We start from the raw sequence: 17,583 nt of genomic DNA on the forward strand, positions 1-17,583 counted from the left end.
GCCCAGGCTAGCGTTTTTGTCGGTGGTCCCCGCTAGCTTCTCGGACATGTACGAAGTCGACTTCGCCGAGTTCCCGTCCACGTCGGCCACCGCGTCCGGCGAGTTCTTCGCGCGCGCCTTCGGCTGGGAGGTGACGTCGTACGGGCCCACCTACTCCGATGTCCGCGCGCCCGGTCTCACCTTCGGCTTCCAGGCCGACGCGGCCGAGCAAGCCCGCGCGCCCCTGGTCACGATCCGCACGGACGACCTGGCGGCGGCCCGCGCCGCGGTCGAAGCGGCCGGCGGGGAGGTGACGAAGGAACCGTTCGGCTTCCCCGGCGGCCGTCGCTTCCACTTCCGCGAGCCCGGCGGCAGCGAGCTGGCGGTGTGGTGCCCGGAATAGCTACCCGGACAGCGCGACGCCGTAGTACGTCGCGGGATCGGCGGTTTCCAACGGCAAGCCGAGCGCGAACCGCGTCACCAGGTCCGGGTTCGCGACGAAGTGGCGGGCGTAGGACACCGCGTCGGCGATCCCGGCTTCGACCACGGCGTTCCCCGAGTCGCGGTCGAAGCCGTTGTTGACGATGAGCGAGCCGCCGAACAGTCGTCGGTAGCGCGCGAAGCCGGCGAAGTCGGGCCCGACGTCGGGCCCGCGGAGATGGAGGTACGCCACGTCGAGCCCGGCGACCAGCTCGTCGTACTCGGCGCGCAGGGGTTCGTCCACAGTGAACAGTCCGCCGGTCCACCACGGCGAAAGCCTTACCCCGACAGCGATTCCGGAGGCACTCACGGCATCCACGACCTCCAGCAGCAGCTTGCGCCGGCACCGTCCGTACGCGTCGGCGCGGCGGTTCGACCGCGTGTGCAGGAACTGCGCGAGCAGGTACACGCCGTTGGCCGCGATCTCGACGCCGTCGAAGCCGGCGCGGCGCGCGTTCTCCGCCGCAGTGCCGTAATCCGCGACGACGGCCTGGATCTCGGCCACGCTCATCTCGCGCGGGGTCACGGTCGGACGCCGTCCCGAAGCGGTGTGCACGGACTCTTCCGGGTTCACCGCCGACGGCCCGGCCGGCCTTGCGCCGCCGAGGAAGTCCGGGTGCGACACCGCGCCGGTGTGCCACAGCTGCGCCACGATCCGGGCGCCGAGCGCGTGCACGACGTCCGTGACCGGCCGCCACCCGGCGACCTGCTCGTCGGCATAGATCCCGGGGACGTCGAGGAATCCGACGGCCCGTTCACTCACCCAGGTGCCTTCGGTGACGATCAGCCCGGCGCCGGCCCGCTCCGCGTAGTAGGCGGCCTGCGGTTCGCCGGGCACGCCGCCGGGAACACGCGCGCGGGTCGTCGGCGCGAGCACGACGCGGTTCGGCAGGCGCCATCCGCCCAGGTCGGCCGGGGTCAGCAAGCTCATCAGTCACCTCTGGTCGCCGTGGTTCGTCGGGAGTGCGACGGTGGGTGCGGGCGAAAGGTGACCGATGGACGAGCTGGCCGGGGAGTTCGAGGCCGAACGCGGCAGGCTGCGCGGGCTGGCCTTCCGGATGCTCGGCTCGGCGGCCGAGGCGGACGACGCCGTCCAGGAGGCTTGGCTGCGGCTGAACCGCGTGGACGCCGTCGACAACCTGGCGGCGTGGCTGACGACGGTCGTCTCCCGCGTCTGCCTCGACGTCCTGCGCTCGCGGAAAGCCCACCGCGAAGAGCCGTTCGACGGGGTGCCGGAGTTCGCGGCCGACGCGGATCCGGCCGGCGAGGTCGAGCTGGCCGACTCGGTGGGCCGGGCGCTGCTCGTGGTGCTGGACGCCCTCGGCCCGGCCGAGCGGATCGCGTTCGTGCTGCACGACCTGTTCGCGGTGCCGTTCGACCGGATCGCCCCGGTGCTCGACCGCACGCCGGTGGCCGCGAAGAAGCTCGCGAGCCGCGCGCGGCACCGCGTCCGCGGCACGTCGCCGCTGCCCCCGGCCGACCTCACGCGGCACCGCCGGGTGGTCGACGCGTTCCTCGCCGCGGCCCGCGGCGGCGACCTCGACGAGCTCCTGGACGTCCTGGCCCCCGACGTCGTCCGCCACGCCGACGCGGCCGCGCTGCCGGTCGGCGCGGCCCTCGTGGCACGCGGGGCCCGTGCCGTGGCAGAGGAGACGCAGGTGTTCGGGAAACGGGCTCACTTCGCCGAAGCGGCCCTGGTGGACGGCGCGGTCGGCGTCGTCGTGGCCCCGCGCGGCCGGCTGCTGCTCGCCCTCGCCGTGACGGTCGAGGGCGGGCGGGTGGCGGCGTACGAGGTGATCGCCGACCCCGCCCGGCTCGCCGCGCTGCACGTCGCGCTCCTCAGCGCTTGATCCGGTAGGAGAGGTGCGTGACGCCGGTCCCCTCGACGACCTCGGGGCCGGTCAGCGCGGTGGTCGCGGTGAGGCCTTCGAAGAACCGGACACCTTCGCCGAGGAGCACCGGGACCAGGTCGACCTGGATGCCGTCGAGCAGGCCGAGGTTGAGGCACTGCTGCGCGATCTTGGTGCTGGCGACCGCGACGTTCTTGTCGCCGGCGATCTTCTTGGCCTGCTCGACGGCGCTTTCGACGCCGTCGGTGACGAAGGTGAACGGCGCGTCCGGGTGCGGCCAGTCCGCCGGCGCCTCGTGGGTGACGACGAAGACGGGAACGCCCATCGGGTGCTGCCCGCCCCAGCCCTTGGTGATGTCGAACAGGTGGCGGCCGGTGATCAGCGCGCCGATGTTGTCGAGGGCGGCCCGCAGCATCTTCGCGCTGGCCTCGGAGGTCTTGAAGGTCGCCCACTCGACGGCTGTGCGCACCTCGACGTCTCCACTGCCGAACCACTCGAACAGGTGATCGATGCGGTCTTCCGGGTCGGCGACGAAGCCGTCGAGGGACATGGACATGTTGGCGATGACGTCGGCCATTTTGACTCCCTTTGTGCTGGTCGGAGGCGGTTTGCCTCGCTGATGGGAAGTCTTCCGCGAACGTCCGCCCGGAAGATCTGCCACCTGGCCGACATCGGGCGACGGGGTGGCCGATGCCTTGACAGGCGCCGAGGTCTCCGCAACTATGAACGAGTGTTCATGAACGCGTGTTCACAGCGGAGGGGATGCAGATGACCGGGATCGTCAACACCGCGCAGGCCGAGGCGTGGAACGGCTACGAAGGGGAGCACTGGGCGTCGAACGCCGACCGCTACGACGCGGTGAACAACGGGTTCAACGACTACGTGCTCGACCAAGTCAGCGCGGCCGACCGGGTGCTCGACATCGGCTGCGGCAACGGCCGGCTGACGCGGCTCGCGGCGGCGCGGGCCCGGTCCGCGACCGGGGTCGATCTGTCTGAGCCGATGCTCGCGACCGCGCGGGCGCGTGCGGCAGAACTGCCGGACGTGCGCTTCGAGCAGGGTGACGTCCAGGTGCACCCGTTCACCGAAGGCGCGTTCGACCTGGCGATCAGCCGGTTCGGGGTGATGTTCTTCGCCGATCCCGTGGCGGCGTTCGCCAACGTCCGGCAGGCACTGAGCCCCGGCGGACGGCTCGCGTTCCTGTGCATGGCGGCGCTCTCCGGCACCGACCTCGGCCAGGTGTTCGGAGCGATGGCGGAGTACCTGCCCCAGCCCACGGGCCCGGACGGCAGCGGCCCGACGTCGTTCGCGGACCCGGACCGGACGACGGCGGTCCTGACCGAAGCCGGCTTCGAAGAGGTGGTGTGCACCCGCGTCGAGGCCGACCAGGTCTGGGGTCACGACGTCCCGGACGCGACGAGGTTCATCGCCGGCTGGGGCCCGGTCCGCCACCACCTGGGCCTGGTCGACGCCTCGACCGCGGCCAAGGCGACCGAAGCCCTCACGGCGGCGCTCGAGCCGTTCGCGGGCCCGGACGCGGTCCGCCTGCGCGGGGCGGCGTGGCTGGTCACGGGAAGGAGGTCGTAGGGCACGGGTTCTACGATGGCGGTGATGTCACCGAGGAAAGCCGCGGCTCAGCGGGACGGCCAGTCCCTGCACGACCTGCTGGTCGAAACCGCTCAGAAGATGATCGCCACGCACGGGACGACCGGGATGACCGTGCGCGAGATCGCGCGCATGGCCGGCGTCGCCGACGGCGTGCTCTACAACCACTTCTCCGATAAGGAGGAGCTGGTGGCCAGGGCCCTCCTGGAGCACGTGCGCACGACGGAAGCGGAGCTGGGCGACCTGCCGGTGGCCGGCGACGGCACGGTGGCGGGGAACCTCCACCGCCACCTGGAGTTCGGCCTCGCCCTGCACAAGGTGATCGTGCCGGCGTTCAGCGGCCTGCTCGGGCAGCCGAGGGTGCTGGAGCGGTTCGCGGAGATCAGCGAGCGATCCGGCTACTGGCGCGACCGCCTGCTGGTCTACCTGAGGGAGGAGCGCACCCTCGGCAGGCTGCGCCCGGAGTCCGAAGTGGACGCGACAGCGGCCATGCTGGTCGGCTACTGCCACGCCTCGGTACTGGCGGCGGTCTTCCCGCACACGGGCCCCCTGGACCCGCCCACGCTGGACTCGGTGGTCCGGGCGGCCCTCGACGGCATCGCGCCCTGACGCCGCCGCCGGGGCACGGCACCCCGGGCGTCGGCCTGCACGCATCCCGGGTGGCGGCGCGCCACCGGCCGCCGCTGCTCGCTGACCTGCGCGGACTTCACCGGCCGGGGCGTGACCGGCGGCCCCGTCACGCCGGGCCGGTGGTGCACGACAGCGCCCAACTGCTGGAGGCGGTCGCGCGGGACCTGCGGATCGCGAGGTCCGCGTCGGCCATGACTTCGGCCAGGCCGTCCGCGCGGTCGAGGGCGTCCGGGGCGAGCGTCGCGGCGTCGTCGAGGTCGCCCCAGAGGTCCCACAGGATCATTTCGTGCTTGTTCAGGGCGGCCAAGTCGAGCACCAGGTTGTGCCGCGCGTACGGCAGGCCGCGCAGGAACGGCACGTCCAGGTCCGGCGAGACCACGAGCCGGGCCGGGTCGTCGTCGGCGAAGTCGTCCGGTAGCTGGGGTTCGACCAGACGCCAGCCGTCAGCGGTCCACACCTCCGCCACGACGTGGTCGAGGCACCAGCCCGGCACGAGGTAGCCCGCGAAGCCGACCCTGGCGCGCGCCGGGAGGTCGCGCGGAACGTCACCGAGCCACGAAGACTGCGCGCCCGGTTCGGTGAAGCGGCTCTGGCCGACGTACCAGTCCATCACGCCAGACTGCGAAAATTCAGCCCGCCTGCACCGCGAGCTCGCCGCGGAACGTCGTGCGGTAGGCGCTCGGTGACACCCCGAGTGCGGCCTGGAAGTGCTGGCGCAGCGACGCCGCCGTGCCGAAGCCGGCCTCCGTCGCGACCCGGTCGACCGGCAGGTCCGACTCCTCCAAGAGCTGGCGGGCGCGCTCGATCCGTTGCTGCGTCAGCCATTGCAGGGCCGAGATGCCGACCTCGTCGCGGAAGCGGCGGGTGAACGTCCGGGTGCTCATCGCCTCGCGGGCGGCGAGTTCGCGCAGCGTCAACGGACGGTGCAGGTTCTCGAGCGCCCAGGCGCGCGCCGCCTTCGTCGACGACGTGCGCGGCTCGGGCACCGGCCGCCGGACGAACTGGGCTTGGCCGCCTTCGCGGTGCGGTGAGACCACCGTGCCGCGGGCGACTTCGTTGGCGACGGCCGTGCCGTGGTCGCGGCGGATCATGTGCAGCACCAGGTCGATCCCGGATGCGACACCCGCGGACGTCAGGACGTTGCCGTCATCGGTGTAGAGCACGCACGGGTCGACCTCGACCTCCGGGAACCGGTGCTGGAGGTCGTCGGCGGAGCGCCAGTGGGTCGTCGCGCGGCGGCCGTCGAGGAGGCCGGCCGCGGCGAGCACGAACGCGCCCGTGCAGATCGAGGCGATCCGGGCGTCCCCCGGGATCCGGTTCAGCGCCGCGGCGAGCGGTGGGGTCAGCACGCGCGCCGTCGGCTCGTACTCGACCAGCGACGCCGGGACGATCACGGTGTCGGCCTCGGCCAGCACCTCCGGACCGCGGTCGATCGGGATGGTGAAGTCGGAGTCGGTGCGGACCGGCCCGGGTTCGAGGGTGCAAGTCACGACCTCGTACAACGGCTCGCCCGACGCCGAGCGCGCCTGCCCGAAGAGCCGGTGGACGATGCCCAGCTCCATCACGAGCATGCCGTGCCGGACCAGCACGGCGACGTGGTGACGGTCCGGGTGGACGAATGCGGCCATGGCTCGATTCTTGCACATGTTGTCCATCAGGCCACTCGATCGAACGGGCAGCCCGCGTGACCATCGAGGTCATGAACGTTTTGTGGGTTTTCGCGCATCCCGAGCCGCGCTCGCTGAGCGGGGCCCTCCGTGACGACGGGCTCCGGACGCTGCGCGAGCTCGGTCACGACGTCCGGGAGTCGGACCTCTACGCGATGAAGTGGAACCCGGTGGTCGACGCCGCCGACTTCGGCGCCGAGGCCGGCGACGAGCGGCTGGTCGTCGGGGCGACGTCGGCCCGGGCGCACGCGCGGGGCGAGCTGAGCGCGGACATCGTGGCCGAGCAGGAGAAGCTCGACTGGGCGGACGCGGTCGTCGTGCAGTTCCCGTTGTGGTGGTACGGCCTGCCCGCGATCCTCAAGGGCTGGCTCGACCGCGTGTTCGTGAAGGGCTTCGGCTACGGCGTCCGGGCGGACGACGGCCGGACGCTGCGCTACGGCGAGGGCAGGCTCGCGGGCAAGCGCGCGATGGTGGTGCTCACCGCGGGTGCCCGCGAGCCGGCCATGGGCCCGCGCGGGGTGAACGGCCCGTTGAACGACATCCTGTTCCCGCTGCACCACGGGACGCTGTTCTACGCGGGGATGTCGGTCCTGGAGCCGGTCCCGGTCTACGGCGCCGACCGGCTGCCGGACGAGCAGTTCACCCAAGCCCGCGAGCAGTTGCGCACGCGCCTGGCCACGCTGGAGACGGCGGAGCCGATCCCGTTCCGGACGCAGAACGGCGGCGACTACGACGACGACCTGGTCCTCCGCCCCGACCGCGCACCCGGCGCGACAGGCCTGGCCGTCCACCTCGCCGAACCCGCCGGGCCGATCGTCACGCCGGCAGGGTCAGCCGCGCCCCCAAGCCGCCGTCGACCGGGAGGTCCGCTCCCGTCGTGAACGTCGCCTCGAACGCCAGGAACAGCACCGCCGCCGCCACTTCCTCCGGCCTCGCGTGCCGCTTCAGCGGCGTGATCTCGTCGCCCGTCTCCTTGAACGACGCCAGCACCGACGCCGGCACCCCGGTCACGCCCATCGTCGGCGTGTCCGTGTAACCCGGGCTGACCACGTTCACCCGGATCCCGCGCGGGGCCAGCTCGGCCGCGTAAGTCAGCGCGAACGACCGGACCGCCGCCTTCGCCGCCGAATACGGCCCCATTCCGGCGATCCCCGCACCGGCCGCCACCGACGTCGTGAACACGAACGACCCGCCCGGCCGCACCAGCCCGGCCAGCCGCTGCGCCGTGAAGTACGCGCCCTTCGCGTTGACGTCGAACGTCCGGTCGTAGATCGCCGGTGTCGCCTCCGCGTACGGCGTCAAGGTGGCGAAACCGACGTTGATGAACACCAGGTCCAGCGCGCCGAGAGTGTCCTCGGCGACCGAAGCAAGTGAGTCGATGTCGGCCAGCGACGAAGCGTCCGACGACAGCAGGTGCGCGGGCAGGTCCAGCCCCGACACGTCGCGGCCGGTCGCCAGCACCTCCGCGCCGCCGTCCAGCAGCGCCCGGACCACCGCCAGCCCCATGCCGTGCGTGCCGCCCGTGACGACGGCCTTCTTCCCCGAATACTTCACCGGATCTCCTCGATGACGCTCGCGATCGCGTGCGAGCCGTGGCCCGCCGCCACCGCCCGGTCGAACAACTCCCGCACGGCGGCCGGCACCGAAGACCCGATCCCCTGGGCTCGGCTCGTCTCCACCAGCAGACCCAGCCCGGCCGCGTTGATGTCCAATGCGGACACGTCCGTCGCGTAGTCGCCGCTGGCCACCTGCGCGCCGATCCCCGGCAGGAACCCGCCGACCGCCGAGAGCCACGACGTCGCCATCGGCGTGAACGTCGAAGGCGCGACGCCCTCGGTCCCGACCAGCGCCAGCGCGTGCAGGTACCCGGCCATCGTCGACCACATGATGCCCAGCAGCGCCAGGTCGTACAGCGCCGCCAGCCCGGCGTCCTCGCCGAGGTACACCGGCTCCCCCAGCACCGCCAACACCTCGCGCTGCGCGGAAAACACCGACGGCGACCCGCTGTAGAGGATCCGCGACTGCGCGGTCCCGATGCCCTGCGGCACCGCCATGATCACGCCGTCCACGTACCCGATCCCCGCCGACGATGCCCACGACGCCACCTCACGAGCCTGCGCCGGCGTCCCCGAAGTGAGGTTGACCAGCACCTTCGGCGAACACGCCGAGAGCACCGCCCGCTGACTGTCGTATGTGGACAGACAGCTGAGCACGACGTCCGCCGAAGCCGCTTCCGCCGGCGTGGCCGCGAGCCGCGCACCACGGTCGAGCAACGGCCCCGCCTTGAGCGGCGACCGGTTCCACACCACGACCTCGTGGCCCGCCCCCAGCAGTGCCCCGGCGAGGGCGGCGCCCATCCGCCCCAGGCCGAGCACGCCCACCTGTTTCTTGCTTTCTCCCATGCCGATCATGCTGCAACCAGCGCTTTACACTGGACAAGTACCGACTAAATAGTCGGGTACCCACCAAAAGGTAAGGATCCTGCATGCTGGCGAGAACCTACCGCTGCGGACTGGACGCGGCGATCGACGTCGTCGGTGGCCGCTGGAAAGCCCTGATCCTCTGGGCGCTGCACGCCGAACCGCTGCGGTTCGGGGAGCTGAAGCGGAAGGTGAGCGGGATCAGCGAGAAGATGCTGATCCAGGCGCTGCGGGAGCTGGAGGCCGACGAGGTCGTGCACCGCGAGGTGTTCCAAGAGATCCCGCCGAAGGTCGAATACTCGCTGACCGGACTGGGTCAGCGGCTGAACACCGCGTTGCTGCCCCTGGGCGACTGGGGCGAGGAGAACATGGCCGGCATCGCGAAGCGCCGCGGCGTCACGCCCGCGCCGCCGCATACTCCTTGAGCGTGATCGCGTTGCCCGCCTTGAGCGGCAGCTCCTCGATCAGCTTGCGCCACGGCAGGTACGGCAGCAGCTTGTAGTTGAGGTTGCGCAGCCGGATCCACGCGCGGGTCGGCGGCACGAACCACTTCCCGTTGCCCTGAGCCAGTTTCTGGCAGGCGTCGACGAACCCGCGCATCTCGTTCTGATACGCCTCGAAAGCCGTGACGTGGTCGAAGGAAGCGGCCGCGAGCTCGCCCGCCAGCACGTACGCGCCGACGATCGCGAGGCTCGTCCCCATGCCCGAGAGCGGCGCGGCGCAGTACGCGGCGTCGCCGACCAGCGCGACGCGCCCGCGTGAGTACGAGTCGAGCACGATCTGGCTGGCCGAGTCGAAGTAGAAGTCCGGGGCCTCCCGCATCGCCTCGAGCAGCGCCGACGTCTCCCAGCCGGCGCCGCCGAACTTCTCCTCGACGATCCGCCGCTGCTGCTCGACGTCGCGGTGGTCGTAGTCGAGCGAGTCGGCACCGAACCAGAACAACGCCTTCGCCTCCGTGTTGTCCCGCGCGCTGTAGACGCCGATGGTGCGGTTCGGCTCGTTGTAGAACCGGCCGACGTGGTCGAGGCCGAGGTGGTTCGGCACCGTGCAGATCGAGACGTAGTACCCGAGGTCGCGGCGGTACCGGGACTCGTCGCCGAAGACTAGCGAGCGCACGTTCGAGTGCAGCCCGTCCGCGCCGACGACCAGGTCGAACTCACGCGGCTCGCCGTTTTCGAACGTCACCGTGACGCCGCCGTCGCGGTCGACGATGCCGGTGATCGAGTCGCCGAAGACGTACTCGACGTCGTCCTTCGTGGCGTCGTAGAGGATCCGCGACAGGTCGCCGCGCAGGATTTCCAGCTCGCCGCTCTGGAAGGAGGCGGGCGTGACGACCAGCGGCCGGTCGGCACCGTCCACATAGGTCACATCGCCCATCCGGGTCGCGGCGGCTTCGACCTGCTCCAGCAGGCCCATCCGCTCGAGGACCCGCAGCGACGCGCCGCGGAAGTCGACCGCGTAGCCGCCGTCACGCAGCTCGGGAGCGCGCTCGACGACCGTCGGCGTGAAGCCGTGGCGGTGGAGCCAGAAGGCGAGGGCGGGGCCGGCGACGCTGGCGCCGGAGATGAGGACTCGTCGGTTCGTCATGCCGAGAACCATAACCGCGATTTGGGCGATCGCGCAAGGCGTTCGCCTAAGACGTTCGTGCTAGGCTCCGGCCATGGGCAACAAGGAAGCACTGCTGGCCGGCGCGAAGCGCTGCTTGAACGAGAAGGGCTACGTCCGGACGACCGTGCGAGACCTGGCCTCGGCGGCGAACGTGAGCATGGCCGCGATCGGCTACCACTTCGGCTCGCGGGAGGCGCTGCTCAACACCGCGCTGATCGAGGCGAACGAAGAGTGGGGCGAGACGCTGGCCAAGGTGCTGCGGGTCGAGACGCCCGCGGGCGCGTCGCCGGCCGACCGGTTCGAGCTGATCTGGCGCCGGGTCATCGAGTCGTTCGAAGAGCACCGCCGGATGTGGGCGGTGAGCATGGAGGCCTACTCGCAGCAGGATCTGGACCCCGACGTGCGCGCGCAGTTGGCGAACGCCCTGGAGCTGGCCCGTTTCGGGCTGGCCAACCTGTTCCAGGGCCTCGACGACGGCAGCGCCGAGGCCCGGGCCGTCGGCACCGTGCACCAGGCCCTGCTGTCGGGCGCGATGCTGCAGTGGCTGATCGACCCGGACCGCGCGCCGTCGGGCGCCGACCTCGTGCGCGGCCTGCGCCTGATCGCGACCGACGTCCTGGCTTAGGTGTGGGTCACGGCGAGGTCGTGGATCACGACTTCGCCGTAGTTGCCGGCGGAGCAGGGCGAGGAGTTGCCGCAGTTGGCTTGCGTGTAGGCGCCGGCCTTGAAGTAGGCACCGGAGAACTTCTGGCTGATCGTGGTCACCAGCGTGCCGTTGTAGTACGCCTTGACGGCGCCACCGGAGACGACGAACTTCGCCTCGAACACCGTGCCGAGCTGGTACCCACCGGTGATCAGCTTGTAGTGAGCGTCGTCGCCCTTGGTGACGTAGAGGTTCGAGCCCTCCAGCCGGAACACCGTGATGTCGTCACTGGAGCCGTGGATCTGCCCGGCCACGACCTGAGGCTTGCCCGCGGGCAGGCGGGTGATCGCCTCCCGGATCGTCATCGTCGACGTCCCCGAGGTCGACGACCAGCTCGCCAGGTCCGCACCCTTCGTCTCGCGCAGTTCCGAACGCGGGTAGCCGGAACCGCTGGTGGTGACGCCGTCGACCGCCGCCCGGAACTGCACGCCGGCGCAGTCGGCGGTCGGGACGAACCACGGGTCGGCCTTGAAGGTCGCGAGCTGCGGCTGCTTGACCACCGTGGGATTTTCGGCCTGGCCGGTCGGCAGGCCCTCGTACCAGTTGCGGAGGTCGAGCACGTCCGCCGGATACGCGCACGACCCGCCGCTGCCGCCGAGGACGTGGGCTTCGGCGATGCTGGTCCAGTCGTTCTTGGTGTTGCCGTGCCCGACGATCCGCACGTAGCGGCCGGCGGTGTCGGCGAAGTCCGCGGTCTCGAAGTCCGCCGTGCGACCGCTGGACGCGTGCCGGGACAGCACCGTGGTCCACGCCGAGCCGTCGCCGGAGACCTGGACGTCGAAGGTGAACACCCGGGCATCGCCCTGGTACCACGCCAGCGCCACCGACCCGACGGTCTGCGCCGAGCCCAGGTCGTACTCGATCCACGCGCCGTCACCCTCGGCCGACCAGCGGGTGCCGAGGTCGCCGTCCAGACTGGCGGCCGGGACGTGGCCGTCGTCCCCGCTCGCGGACACGGCCGCCACCGTCAGCACCGGCGCGCCGGCGGCGTGCGCGACCGGCGCGCACACCGCCACCAGGGAGAAGGTCAGAGCGGCGATCTTCGTCGTTCGCATGCCCCGGACTCTGCCACCGAAGATCTAGGCGTTTACCAGATCCGCGCCGGTGAAGAAGGTCGACGCCGCCGACATCGCGTCCGCGTCGAGGAGCACGTCGCCGGGACGGCTGCCGTTCCCCAGCAGCACGCCACCCCAGTTCATGCTCAGGTACTCGGCGCACAGCTCGAGCGTGCCGATCAGCGGCTGGGCCTCGCGCGCCGTCTCGCTCAGGACGCTCACGCCCCACAGCGACTTGCCGCGCATCTTCGGCTTGAAGTCGACCGGCAGGCGCATCCAGCCCGACCAGTAGTCCAGGTACAGCTTCACGCTCGCCGCGACCGAGTACCAGTACACCGGCGACACGATGACGATGTCGGTCGCGGCGAACGTCGCGTCCATCAGCAGCTGCTCGTTCTCGCCCGGCGCCGGGTGCTCGCCGGCGCCGTGGCGGCGGTCTTCGAACGGCGGCAGCGGCAGCTCGGGCAGCCGGAGCCAGCGCTGCTCGACGTCGCGAGGCAGCTCCCTCGCCGCCCGCCGGGCCAGCATCTCCGTGTTCCCGCCGGCCCGCGCCGCGCCGACCAGGAAGAGGAAGTTCCGCGTCATGTCCAGTCCCCTCAGTTACTTGCATGTACATATAAAGACTGTCCCTGGACTATGCTGATGTCAAGAGGAAGGCGGAGAGAGATGACCGTCGACGAACAGTCCTGGGGGCGCATGCTCGTGCTGCACGCCCGCGTCGAGCAGGACCTGGGGAAGGCGCTGCAACGGCGGCACGGGCTCGGCCTGTCCGAGTACCGCGCGCTCGGCAAGCTGGTCGCGGGCCCGCGCGGCGGCCTGCGGATGCAGGAGCTCGCCGAGGCGATCGGGCTCAACCAGAGCTCGGTCAGCCGGATGTGCGCGCGCCTCGAAGACGCCGGCCTGACCATCCGCGACCTGTGCGAAGACGACCGTCGCGGCGTCTACTCGGTGATCACCGACGCCGGCCGCAAGCGCTACGCCGAGACCGAGCCGACGTACTGCTCGGTGCTGCGGACCTCGCTGGACAAAGCCGCGGGCGACCCGGAGCTCGCCGCCGCCGCGGCCGCCGTCCGGGGAGCTTGACCCGTATATTCCTCAGTGGTTATATACGGGCATGCCCGCGAAACTGTTGACCGACGAGGAACGCCCCGTCCTGCGGCTGGAACGCCGCCTGAAGCACGCGCCGGAGAAGGTCTGGCGGGCCATCACGGACCCGGCCGAGCTCGCGCACTGGTTCCCGGCGAAGGTCGACGTCGAACTGCGCGATGGCGGTGACATCCGGTTCACCTTCCCCGGCGAGGACGACTCGACGACCGGCCGGGTCGTCACGGTCGACCCACCGCGCGAGTTCACCTTCGTCTGGAACGACGACACGCTGCGCTGGCTGATTTCGCCAGACGGCGACGGCAGCCTCCTGGAGTTCACGCACACGTTCGGCCGGGGCGACCCGGCGATCGCGAAGCTCGCCGCGAGCCGCACCGCCGCCGGCTGGGACGTCTGCCTCGAAGCCCTCGACGCGCGTTTGTCCGGCCGCGATTTCGAGCAGCCGAAGGACTGGCACGCCCGCATGGCGTCCTATGTGGAGGAGTTCGGCCTCGGCTTCGGCGAGGTGCGGCCCGACGGCACGATCCGCTTCCGCCGCGACCTCGTGTGGAAGCCGGTCGACGAGGTCCGGGCGCTGCTGCCGGACGAACCCGGCTGGCACGTGCTGCAGGACCCCCTCGAAGGCACCCGCGTCGAGTTCACCGAACCCGCGCCCGACGACGTCGTCGCGGAGTTGGCCAGGCGCCACGAGCAGCTCGACAAGCTGTTCGCCGCGACGCACGGTGTCGAGCTGCCGGACTGGACGCCCGAGCACGTCGAGGCCGTGAAGAAGCAGTACGCGGAGCGTCCGACTCAGGGTTGACGCGCGGCGCCCGCGTCCGCATTACGTTCGGTGCATGCGAATTCGCGTGGTGCTGGACGCGCTGGCGGTCCTGGTGCTCACGCTGGGGGCCGGCGGCAACCTCGCGGCCGGGGCGTGGTCGCTGCCGCTGTGGCTCCCCGCGTGGCTCGGCTGGACGATCATGCTGACGAGCGCCGCCCCGATCTTGCTGCGGCGCTGGTGGCCGCGCCCCGCCTACGTCCTGGCGCTCGTGCTGACCGCGGCGGCCGTACCGATCGGCGGGCCGGTGCTCGCGGTCGCCGTCGTGTCGGCCGGGTGCGCGCTCTACACGTTCGTCGTGCGCCGGGGCAGCCGCGCTTCGCGGGTCGGGTTCGTGGCCGGGCTGCTCGGCGTCGGCCTGGTCGGGGTCGTGGTGCCGAACCCGAGCACCGCCACCACCGTGAACTTCGGGGCGTCGGCACTGATCGTCGGGTTCGCGCTCGGCATCGCCGTCCACGGGCGTCGCGAGTACGCCGCGGCCGAGCGGGAAAACCACGCGCGGGAAGCGGTTTCGGCGGAACGGCTGCGGATCGCGCGCGAGATGCACGACGTCGTCGCGCACAGCATGAGCCTGATCGCGGTGAAGGCGGCCGTCGGCAACCACGTCGCTTTGGAGCAGCCCGCCGAGGCGCGGGAAGCGTTGCGCGTCATCGAAGACACGAGCCGCGAGACGCTGGCCGAGCTGCGGCGGATGCTGGGCGTGCTGCGTGACGGCACCGGCGTGCCGGCGCTGGCCCCCGCCCCGACGCTCGACGACCTGCGCGCGCTCGCCGAACGCACCGAGCTGGCGGGACCGTCCGTCGATCTCGCCATCGAAGGCCTCGACGAGCTGCCGGGCGGCGTCGGCCAGTCGGTGTACCGGATCGTGCAGGAGGCACTGACCAATGTGGTCAAGCACGCGGACGCGACGACGTGCCGCATCCGCGTCACGGGCGGCGACGGCGAGGTGAGCATCGAGGTCCGCGACGACGGCCGCGGCGGCTCCGCGACCCCCGGCCACGGCTTGATCGGCATGCGCGAGCGCGTGGCGGTCTACGGCGGCGACTTCTCGGCGAGCCCGTGCGCTCCCGGCTTCCGCGTGTTCGCGCGCTTGCCGTACGAGACGGCGGTGGCCCGATGACCCGCGTCCTGATCGCCGACGACCAGGCGTTGCTGCGCGGCAGCTTCCGGGTGCTGGTGGACAGCGCCCCGGGCCTGGAGGTGGTCGGCGAAGCTTCCGACGGCGTCGAGGCGGTGGCGTTGACCCGGCGCTTCACCCCGGACGTCGTGCTGATGGACGTCCGCATGCCGGAGATGGACGGCATCGAGGCGACCCGCCGGATCTGCGCGGAAACGGACGTCCGGGTGCTGATGCTCACGACGTTCGACCTCGACGAGTACGTCTACGCGGCGTTGCGCGCGGGCGCCAGCGGCTTCCTCCTCAAGGACACCCGCCCGGCGGACCTCCTGACGGCGATCGAAGTCGTGGCGTCCGGCGACGCGCTGCTCGCCCCGTCGGTGACCCGACGGCTGGTGGCCGAGTTCGCGCGGTTGCCGACGGGCCCGGTGACCACGCGCCTGGACGGGATCACGGCGCGCGAGCAAGAGGTGCTGACGCTGATCGCCCGGGGCCTGTCGAACGACGAGATCGCGGCGCGGCTGCACCTGGGCATCGCGACGGTGAAGACCCACATCGGCCGGCTGCTGCACAAGCTCGCGGCCCGCGATCGGGCGCAGCTGGTGATCGCGGCGTACGAATCCGGCCTGGTCGGTCGAACGTTGCCTACGCCACACGCGAAGTGACCGGCAAGTAGCTAAGCTCCGGTGCCATGAGCAGTGCGACGGAGCCGCTCGGGACGCCGCCCGAGGATGAACCGGACATCCACACCACGGCCGGCAAGCTGGCCGACCTGTACCGCCGGTACGACGAGGCGGTGCACGCGGGCTCGGCCCGCGCGGTGGAGAAGCAGCACGCCAAGGGCAAGAAAACCGCACGCGAGCGCATCGAACTGCTGCTCGACGAGAACTCGTTCGTCGAGCTCGACGAACTGGCCCGGCACCGCTCGACCAACTTCGGCCAAGAGAAGAACCGCCCCTACGGCGACGGCGTCGTCACCGGTTACGGCACCGTCGACGGCCGCCCGATCTGCGTCTTCAGCCAGGACGTCACGATCTTCGGCGGCAGCCTCGGCGAGGTCTACGGCGAGAAGATCGTCAAGGTCATGGACCTGGCGATCAAGACCGGCCGCCCGATCGTCGGCATCAACGAGGGCGGCGGCGCGCGCATCCAGGAAGGCGTCGTCTCGCTCGGGCTCTACGGCGAGATCTTCCGCCGCAACGTGCAGGCGTCCGGCGTCATCCCGCAGATCTCGCTGATCATGGGCGCGAACGCGGGCGGCCACGTCTACTCCCCCGCGCTCACCGACTTCGTCGTGATGGTCGACGAGACCTCGCAGATGTTCATCACCGGCCCGGACGTCGTCAAGACGGTCACCGGCGAGGACGTCACCTTCGAGGAGCTCGGCGGCGGCCGCACCCACAACACGAAGTCCGGCGTCGCGCACTACCTCGGCAACGACGACGAAGACGCGATCGCGTACGTCAAGGAACTGCTCTCCCACCTGCCGCAGAACAACCTGTCGGACGCGCCGGTGTTCGACTCGGCCGACGCGCCGGCCGGGTTTTTCGACGACGTCACCGACGCCGACCGCGAGCTCGACACGATCATCCCGGACTCGCCGAACACCCCGTACGACATGCACGAGGTCATCAACCGCGTGGTCGACGACGGCGAGTTCCTCGAGGTCCACGAGCTGTTCGCGCCGAACATCCTGGTCGGCTTCGGCCGCGTCGACGGGCAGAGCGTCGGCGTCGTCGCCAACCAGCCGACGCAGTTCGCCGGCTGCCTCGACATCGACGCGTCCGAGAAGGCGGCGCGGTTCGTCCGCACCTGCGACGCGTTCAACATCCCGGTGCTCACCTTCGTCGACGTTCCGGGCTTCCTGCCGGGCACCGACCAGGAGTGGAACGGCATCATCCGCCGCGGCGCGAAGCTGATCTTCGCGTACGCGGAGGCCACGGTTCCCCTGGTCACGATCATCACGCGCAAGGCGTACGGCGGCGCGTACGACGTCATGGGGTCGAAGCACCTCGGCGCCGACATCAACCTCGCGTGGCCGACGGCCCAGGTCGCGGTCATGGGCGCCCAGGGCGCGGCGAACATCGTCCACCGCAAGACCCTGGCGAACGCGGCGAACGAAGGTCGCGACGTGGACGCCCTTCGCGCGGAGCTGATCCAGGAGTACGAGGACACACTGCTGAACCCGTACGCGGCGGCCGAGCGCGGGTACGTCGATTCGGTGATCGTGCCGGCGCACACGCGCGGCCACGTCGCGCGGGCGCTGTCGCTGCTGCGGAACAAGCGCGAGTCGCTGCCGCCCAAGAAGCACGGGAACATCCCGCTGTGAGCGGCGACGAGAAGCCCCTGCTGAGGGTGGTCCGAGGCAACCCGAGCGACGCCGAACTGGCGGCGCTGACAGCGGTGGTCGCCGCGGTGTCGGCGGCGTCGCCCGCGGAGAAGCCGAAGCCGCGTACGTCGTGGTGGGGCGATCACGCCGCTTCGCTGCGCAAGCCGCTTCACCCCGGCGAAGGTGCTTGGCGCGCTTCGGGTTTCCCCAGCTGAG

General features: G+C 71.1%; 22 protein-coding genes. 13 read left to right on the top strand and 9 right to left on the bottom strand.

Translation table 11 applies throughout. The features are described 5' to 3' along the window. Positions 1-46: 46 nt before the first annotated feature. Complete coding sequence (locus ACZ7OU_RS01330; protein ID WP_470253888.1) at positions 47-382, top strand: VOC family protein; 336 nt, start codon at positions 47-49, stop codon at positions 380-382. On the opposite strand, the gene ACZ7OU_RS01335 is transcribed toward ACZ7OU_RS01330, so the two are convergent. Further along, the gene (locus ACZ7OU_RS01335) at positions 383-1,390 is read right to left on the bottom strand and encodes an alkene reductase (protein WP_470253889.1); all 1,008 of its coding nucleotides are present in this window, start codon (positions 1,388-1,390) and stop codon (positions 383-385) included. It lies immediately after the preceding gene. A 64-nt stretch (positions 1,391-1,454) separates the two neighbouring features. Here ACZ7OU_RS01335 and ACZ7OU_RS01340 point away from each other — a divergent pair, with 64 nt between their 5' ends. Next, the gene (locus tag ACZ7OU_RS01340; protein WP_470253890.1) at positions 1,455-2,309 is read left to right on the top strand and encodes a sigma-70 family RNA polymerase sigma factor; all 855 of its coding nucleotides are present in this window, start codon (positions 1,455-1,457) and stop codon (positions 2,307-2,309) included. Here ACZ7OU_RS01340 and ACZ7OU_RS01345 read toward each other — a convergent pair. Further along, positions 2,299-2,886, bottom strand: coding sequence for a dihydrofolate reductase family protein (locus ACZ7OU_RS01345; protein ID WP_470253891.1), 588 nt, complete (start codon positions 2,884-2,886; stop codon positions 2,299-2,301). The two genes, ACZ7OU_RS01340 and ACZ7OU_RS01345, sit on opposite strands and share 11 nt — an antisense overlap. A gap of 191 nt (positions 2,887-3,077) precedes the next feature. Between ACZ7OU_RS01345 and ACZ7OU_RS01350 the strand changes: the two genes are divergently transcribed. Both ACZ7OU_RS01350 and ACZ7OU_RS01355 read left to right on the top strand, forming a co-directional pair. Then, positions 3,078-3,896 carry a class I SAM-dependent methyltransferase gene (locus ACZ7OU_RS01350; RefSeq protein ID WP_470253892.1) on the top strand — a complete coding sequence of 273 codons (819 nt, stop codon included), beginning with the start codon at positions 3,078-3,080 and terminating at the stop codon, positions 3,894-3,896. Between the two features lie 15 nt (positions 3,897-3,911). Beyond that, positions 3,912-4,523: a TetR/AcrR family transcriptional regulator gene (locus ACZ7OU_RS01355; protein WP_470253893.1), complete on the top strand. Its 612-nt coding sequence runs from the start codon at positions 3,912-3,914 to the stop codon at positions 4,521-4,523. A 127-nt stretch (positions 4,524-4,650) separates the two neighbouring features. Here ACZ7OU_RS01355 and ACZ7OU_RS01360 read toward each other — a convergent pair whose 3' ends face one another. Further along, positions 4,651-5,154 carry a hypothetical protein gene (locus ACZ7OU_RS01360; protein WP_470253894.1) on the bottom strand — a complete coding sequence of 168 codons (504 nt, stop codon included), beginning with the start codon at positions 5,152-5,154 and terminating at the stop codon, positions 4,651-4,653. A 19-nt stretch (positions 5,155-5,173) separates the two neighbouring features. Further along, positions 5,174-6,172: a GlxA family transcriptional regulator gene (locus ACZ7OU_RS01365; protein WP_470253895.1), complete on the bottom strand. Its 999-nt coding sequence runs from the start codon at positions 6,170-6,172 to the stop codon at positions 5,174-5,176. A 71-nt stretch (positions 6,173-6,243) separates the two neighbouring features. Between ACZ7OU_RS01365 and ACZ7OU_RS01370 the strand changes: the two genes are divergently transcribed. Next, entirely contained in the window at positions 6,244-7,092 is an 849-nt protein-coding gene (locus ACZ7OU_RS01370) for an NAD(P)H-dependent oxidoreductase (RefSeq protein ID WP_470253896.1), read from the top strand. Here ACZ7OU_RS01370 and ACZ7OU_RS01375 read toward each other — a convergent pair. Both ACZ7OU_RS01375 and ACZ7OU_RS01380 read right to left on the bottom strand, forming a co-directional pair. After that, complete coding sequence (locus ACZ7OU_RS01375) at positions 7,028-7,765, bottom strand: SDR family NAD(P)-dependent oxidoreductase (protein ID WP_470253897.1); 738 nt, start codon at positions 7,763-7,765, stop codon at positions 7,028-7,030. The genes ACZ7OU_RS01370 and ACZ7OU_RS01375 overlap by 65 nt on opposite strands. Continuing rightward, positions 7,762-8,613, bottom strand: coding sequence for an NAD(P)-dependent oxidoreductase (locus ACZ7OU_RS01380; RefSeq protein WP_470253898.1), 852 nt, complete (start codon positions 8,611-8,613; stop codon positions 7,762-7,764). Before ACZ7OU_RS01380 ends, ACZ7OU_RS01375 begins: the two co-directional genes overlap by 4 nt. Positions 8,614-8,696: 83 nt before the next feature. Between ACZ7OU_RS01380 and ACZ7OU_RS01385 the strand changes: the two genes are divergently transcribed. Next, on the top strand, positions 8,697-9,056 hold the full coding sequence (locus tag ACZ7OU_RS01385; protein ID WP_470253899.1) for a winged helix-turn-helix transcriptional regulator: 360 nt from the start codon (positions 8,697-8,699) through the stop codon (positions 9,054-9,056). Here ACZ7OU_RS01385 and ACZ7OU_RS01390 read toward each other — a convergent pair. Beyond that, entirely contained in the window at positions 9,028-10,218 is a 1,191-nt protein-coding gene (locus tag ACZ7OU_RS01390; RefSeq protein ID WP_470253900.1) for an FAD-dependent monooxygenase, read from the bottom strand. The genes ACZ7OU_RS01385 and ACZ7OU_RS01390 overlap by 29 nt on opposite strands. Positions 10,219-10,291: 73 nt before the next feature. Between ACZ7OU_RS01390 and ACZ7OU_RS01395 the strand changes: the two genes are divergently transcribed. Further along, on the top strand, positions 10,292-10,864 hold the full coding sequence (locus ACZ7OU_RS01395; RefSeq protein ID WP_470253901.1) for a TetR/AcrR family transcriptional regulator: 573 nt from the start codon (positions 10,292-10,294) through the stop codon (positions 10,862-10,864). Here the strand turns inward: ACZ7OU_RS01395 and ACZ7OU_RS01400 are convergent. Further along, a complete protein-coding gene (locus tag ACZ7OU_RS01400; RefSeq protein ID WP_470253902.1) occupies positions 10,861-11,997 on the bottom strand; it encodes a polysaccharide lyase family 7 protein in 1,137 nt (378 codons plus the stop codon). The genes ACZ7OU_RS01395 and ACZ7OU_RS01400 overlap by 4 nt on opposite strands. Before the next feature lie 24 nt (positions 11,998-12,021). Continuing rightward, positions 12,022-12,582, bottom strand: coding sequence for a flavodoxin family protein (locus ACZ7OU_RS01405; RefSeq protein ID WP_470239294.1), 561 nt, complete (start codon positions 12,580-12,582; stop codon positions 12,022-12,024). Between the two features lie 81 nt (positions 12,583-12,663). On the opposite strand from ACZ7OU_RS01405, the gene ACZ7OU_RS01410 reads away from it, so the two are divergent. The 6 genes from ACZ7OU_RS01410 to ACZ7OU_RS01435 are packed head-to-tail and all read left to right on the top strand — an operon-like array spanning position 12,664 to position 17,582. Then, positions 12,664-13,080: a MarR family winged helix-turn-helix transcriptional regulator gene (locus ACZ7OU_RS01410; protein ID WP_470239295.1), complete on the top strand. Its 417-nt coding sequence runs from the start codon at positions 12,664-12,666 to the stop codon at positions 13,078-13,080. A 31-nt stretch (positions 13,081-13,111) separates the two neighbouring features. Continuing rightward, positions 13,112-13,903 carry an SRPBCC family protein gene (locus ACZ7OU_RS01415; protein ID WP_470253903.1) on the top strand — a complete coding sequence of 264 codons (792 nt, stop codon included), beginning with the start codon at positions 13,112-13,114 and terminating at the stop codon, positions 13,901-13,903. A 34-nt stretch (positions 13,904-13,937) separates the two neighbouring features. Next, positions 13,938-15,041, top strand: coding sequence for a sensor histidine kinase (locus ACZ7OU_RS01420; protein WP_470239297.1), 1,104 nt, complete (start codon positions 13,938-13,940; stop codon positions 15,039-15,041). Then, positions 15,038-15,703: a response regulator gene (locus ACZ7OU_RS01425; RefSeq protein ID WP_470239298.1), complete on the top strand. Its 666-nt coding sequence runs from the start codon at positions 15,038-15,040 to the stop codon at positions 15,701-15,703. The genes ACZ7OU_RS01420 and ACZ7OU_RS01425 overlap by 4 nt, the downstream gene beginning before the upstream one ends. A 26-nt stretch (positions 15,704-15,729) precedes the next feature. Next, positions 15,730-17,367 (top strand): acyl-CoA carboxylase subunit beta, encoded by a 1,638-nt coding sequence (locus ACZ7OU_RS01430; RefSeq protein ID WP_470253904.1) that lies wholly within the window; start codon positions 15,730-15,732, stop codon positions 17,365-17,367. Beyond that, positions 17,364-17,582 (top strand): acyl-CoA carboxylase subunit epsilon, encoded by a 219-nt coding sequence (locus ACZ7OU_RS01435; protein ID WP_470253905.1) that lies wholly within the window; start codon positions 17,364-17,366, stop codon positions 17,580-17,582. Before ACZ7OU_RS01430 ends, ACZ7OU_RS01435 begins: the two co-directional genes overlap by 4 nt. Position 17,583: the final 1 nt, after the last annotated feature.

Source organism: Amycolatopsis sp. NPDC114505 (assembly GCF_055633615.1).

What these genes read in the sequence shown, in the direction of transcription:
- ACZ7OU_RS01385 (WP_470253899.1), top strand. Translation starts at nt 8,697, where the DNA reads ATGCTGGCGAGAACCTACCGCTGCGGACTGGACGCGGCGATCGACGTC.
- ACZ7OU_RS01350 (WP_470253892.1), top strand. Translation starts at nt 3,078, where the DNA reads ATGACCGGGATCGTCAACACCGCGCAGGCCGAGGCGTGGAACGGCTAC.
- ACZ7OU_RS01410 (WP_470239295.1), top strand. Translation starts at nt 12,664, where the DNA reads ATGACCGTCGACGAACAGTCCTGGGGGCGCATGCTCGTGCTGCACGCC.
- ACZ7OU_RS01370 (WP_470253896.1), top strand. Translation starts at nt 6,244, where the DNA reads ATGAACGTTTTGTGGGTTTTCGCGCATCCCGAGCCGCGCTCGCTGAGC.
- ACZ7OU_RS01365 (WP_470253895.1), bottom strand. Translation starts at nt 6,172, where the DNA reads ATGGCCGCATTCGTCCACCCGGACCGTCACCACGTCGCCGTGCTGGTC.
- ACZ7OU_RS01355 (WP_470253893.1), top strand. Translation starts at nt 3,912, where the DNA reads ATGGCGGTGATGTCACCGAGGAAAGCCGCGGCTCAGCGGGACGGCCAG.
- ACZ7OU_RS01380 (WP_470253898.1), bottom strand. Translation starts at nt 8,613, where the DNA reads ATGGGAGAAAGCAAGAAACAGGTGGGCGTGCTCGGCCTGGGGCGGATG.
- ACZ7OU_RS01335 (WP_470253889.1), bottom strand. Translation starts at nt 1,390, where the DNA reads ATGAGCTTGCTGACCCCGGCCGACCTGGGCGGATGGCGCCTGCCGAAC.
- ACZ7OU_RS01400 (WP_470253902.1), bottom strand. Translation starts at nt 11,997, where the DNA reads ATGCGAACGACGAAGATCGCCGCTCTGACCTTCTCCCTGGTGGCGGTG.
- ACZ7OU_RS01390 (WP_470253900.1), bottom strand. Translation starts at nt 10,218, where the DNA reads ATGACGAACCGACGAGTCCTCATCTCCGGCGCCAGCGTCGCCGGCCCC.
- ACZ7OU_RS01345 (WP_470253891.1), bottom strand. Translation starts at nt 2,886, where the DNA reads ATGGCCGACGTCATCGCCAACATGTCCATGTCCCTCGACGGCTTCGTC.
- ACZ7OU_RS01425 (WP_470239298.1), top strand. Translation starts at nt 15,038, where the DNA reads ATGACCCGCGTCCTGATCGCCGACGACCAGGCGTTGCTGCGCGGCAGC.
- ACZ7OU_RS01415 (WP_470253903.1), top strand. Translation starts at nt 13,112, where the DNA reads ATGCCCGCGAAACTGTTGACCGACGAGGAACGCCCCGTCCTGCGGCTG.
- ACZ7OU_RS01340 (WP_470253890.1), top strand. Translation starts at nt 1,455, where the DNA reads ATGGACGAGCTGGCCGGGGAGTTCGAGGCCGAACGCGGCAGGCTGCGC.
- ACZ7OU_RS01420 (WP_470239297.1), top strand. Translation starts at nt 13,938, where the DNA reads ATGCGAATTCGCGTGGTGCTGGACGCGCTGGCGGTCCTGGTGCTCACG.
- ACZ7OU_RS01430 (WP_470253904.1), top strand. Translation starts at nt 15,730, where the DNA reads ATGAGCAGTGCGACGGAGCCGCTCGGGACGCCGCCCGAGGATGAACCG.
- ACZ7OU_RS01395 (WP_470253901.1), top strand. Translation starts at nt 10,292, where the DNA reads ATGGGCAACAAGGAAGCACTGCTGGCCGGCGCGAAGCGCTGCTTGAAC.
- ACZ7OU_RS01330 (WP_470253888.1), top strand. Translation starts at nt 47, where the DNA reads ATGTACGAAGTCGACTTCGCCGAGTTCCCGTCCACGTCGGCCACCGCG.
- ACZ7OU_RS01405 (WP_470239294.1), bottom strand. Translation starts at nt 12,582, where the DNA reads ATGACGCGGAACTTCCTCTTCCTGGTCGGCGCGGCGCGGGCCGGCGGG.
- ACZ7OU_RS01360 (WP_470253894.1), bottom strand. Translation starts at nt 5,154, where the DNA reads ATGGACTGGTACGTCGGCCAGAGCCGCTTCACCGAACCGGGCGCGCAG.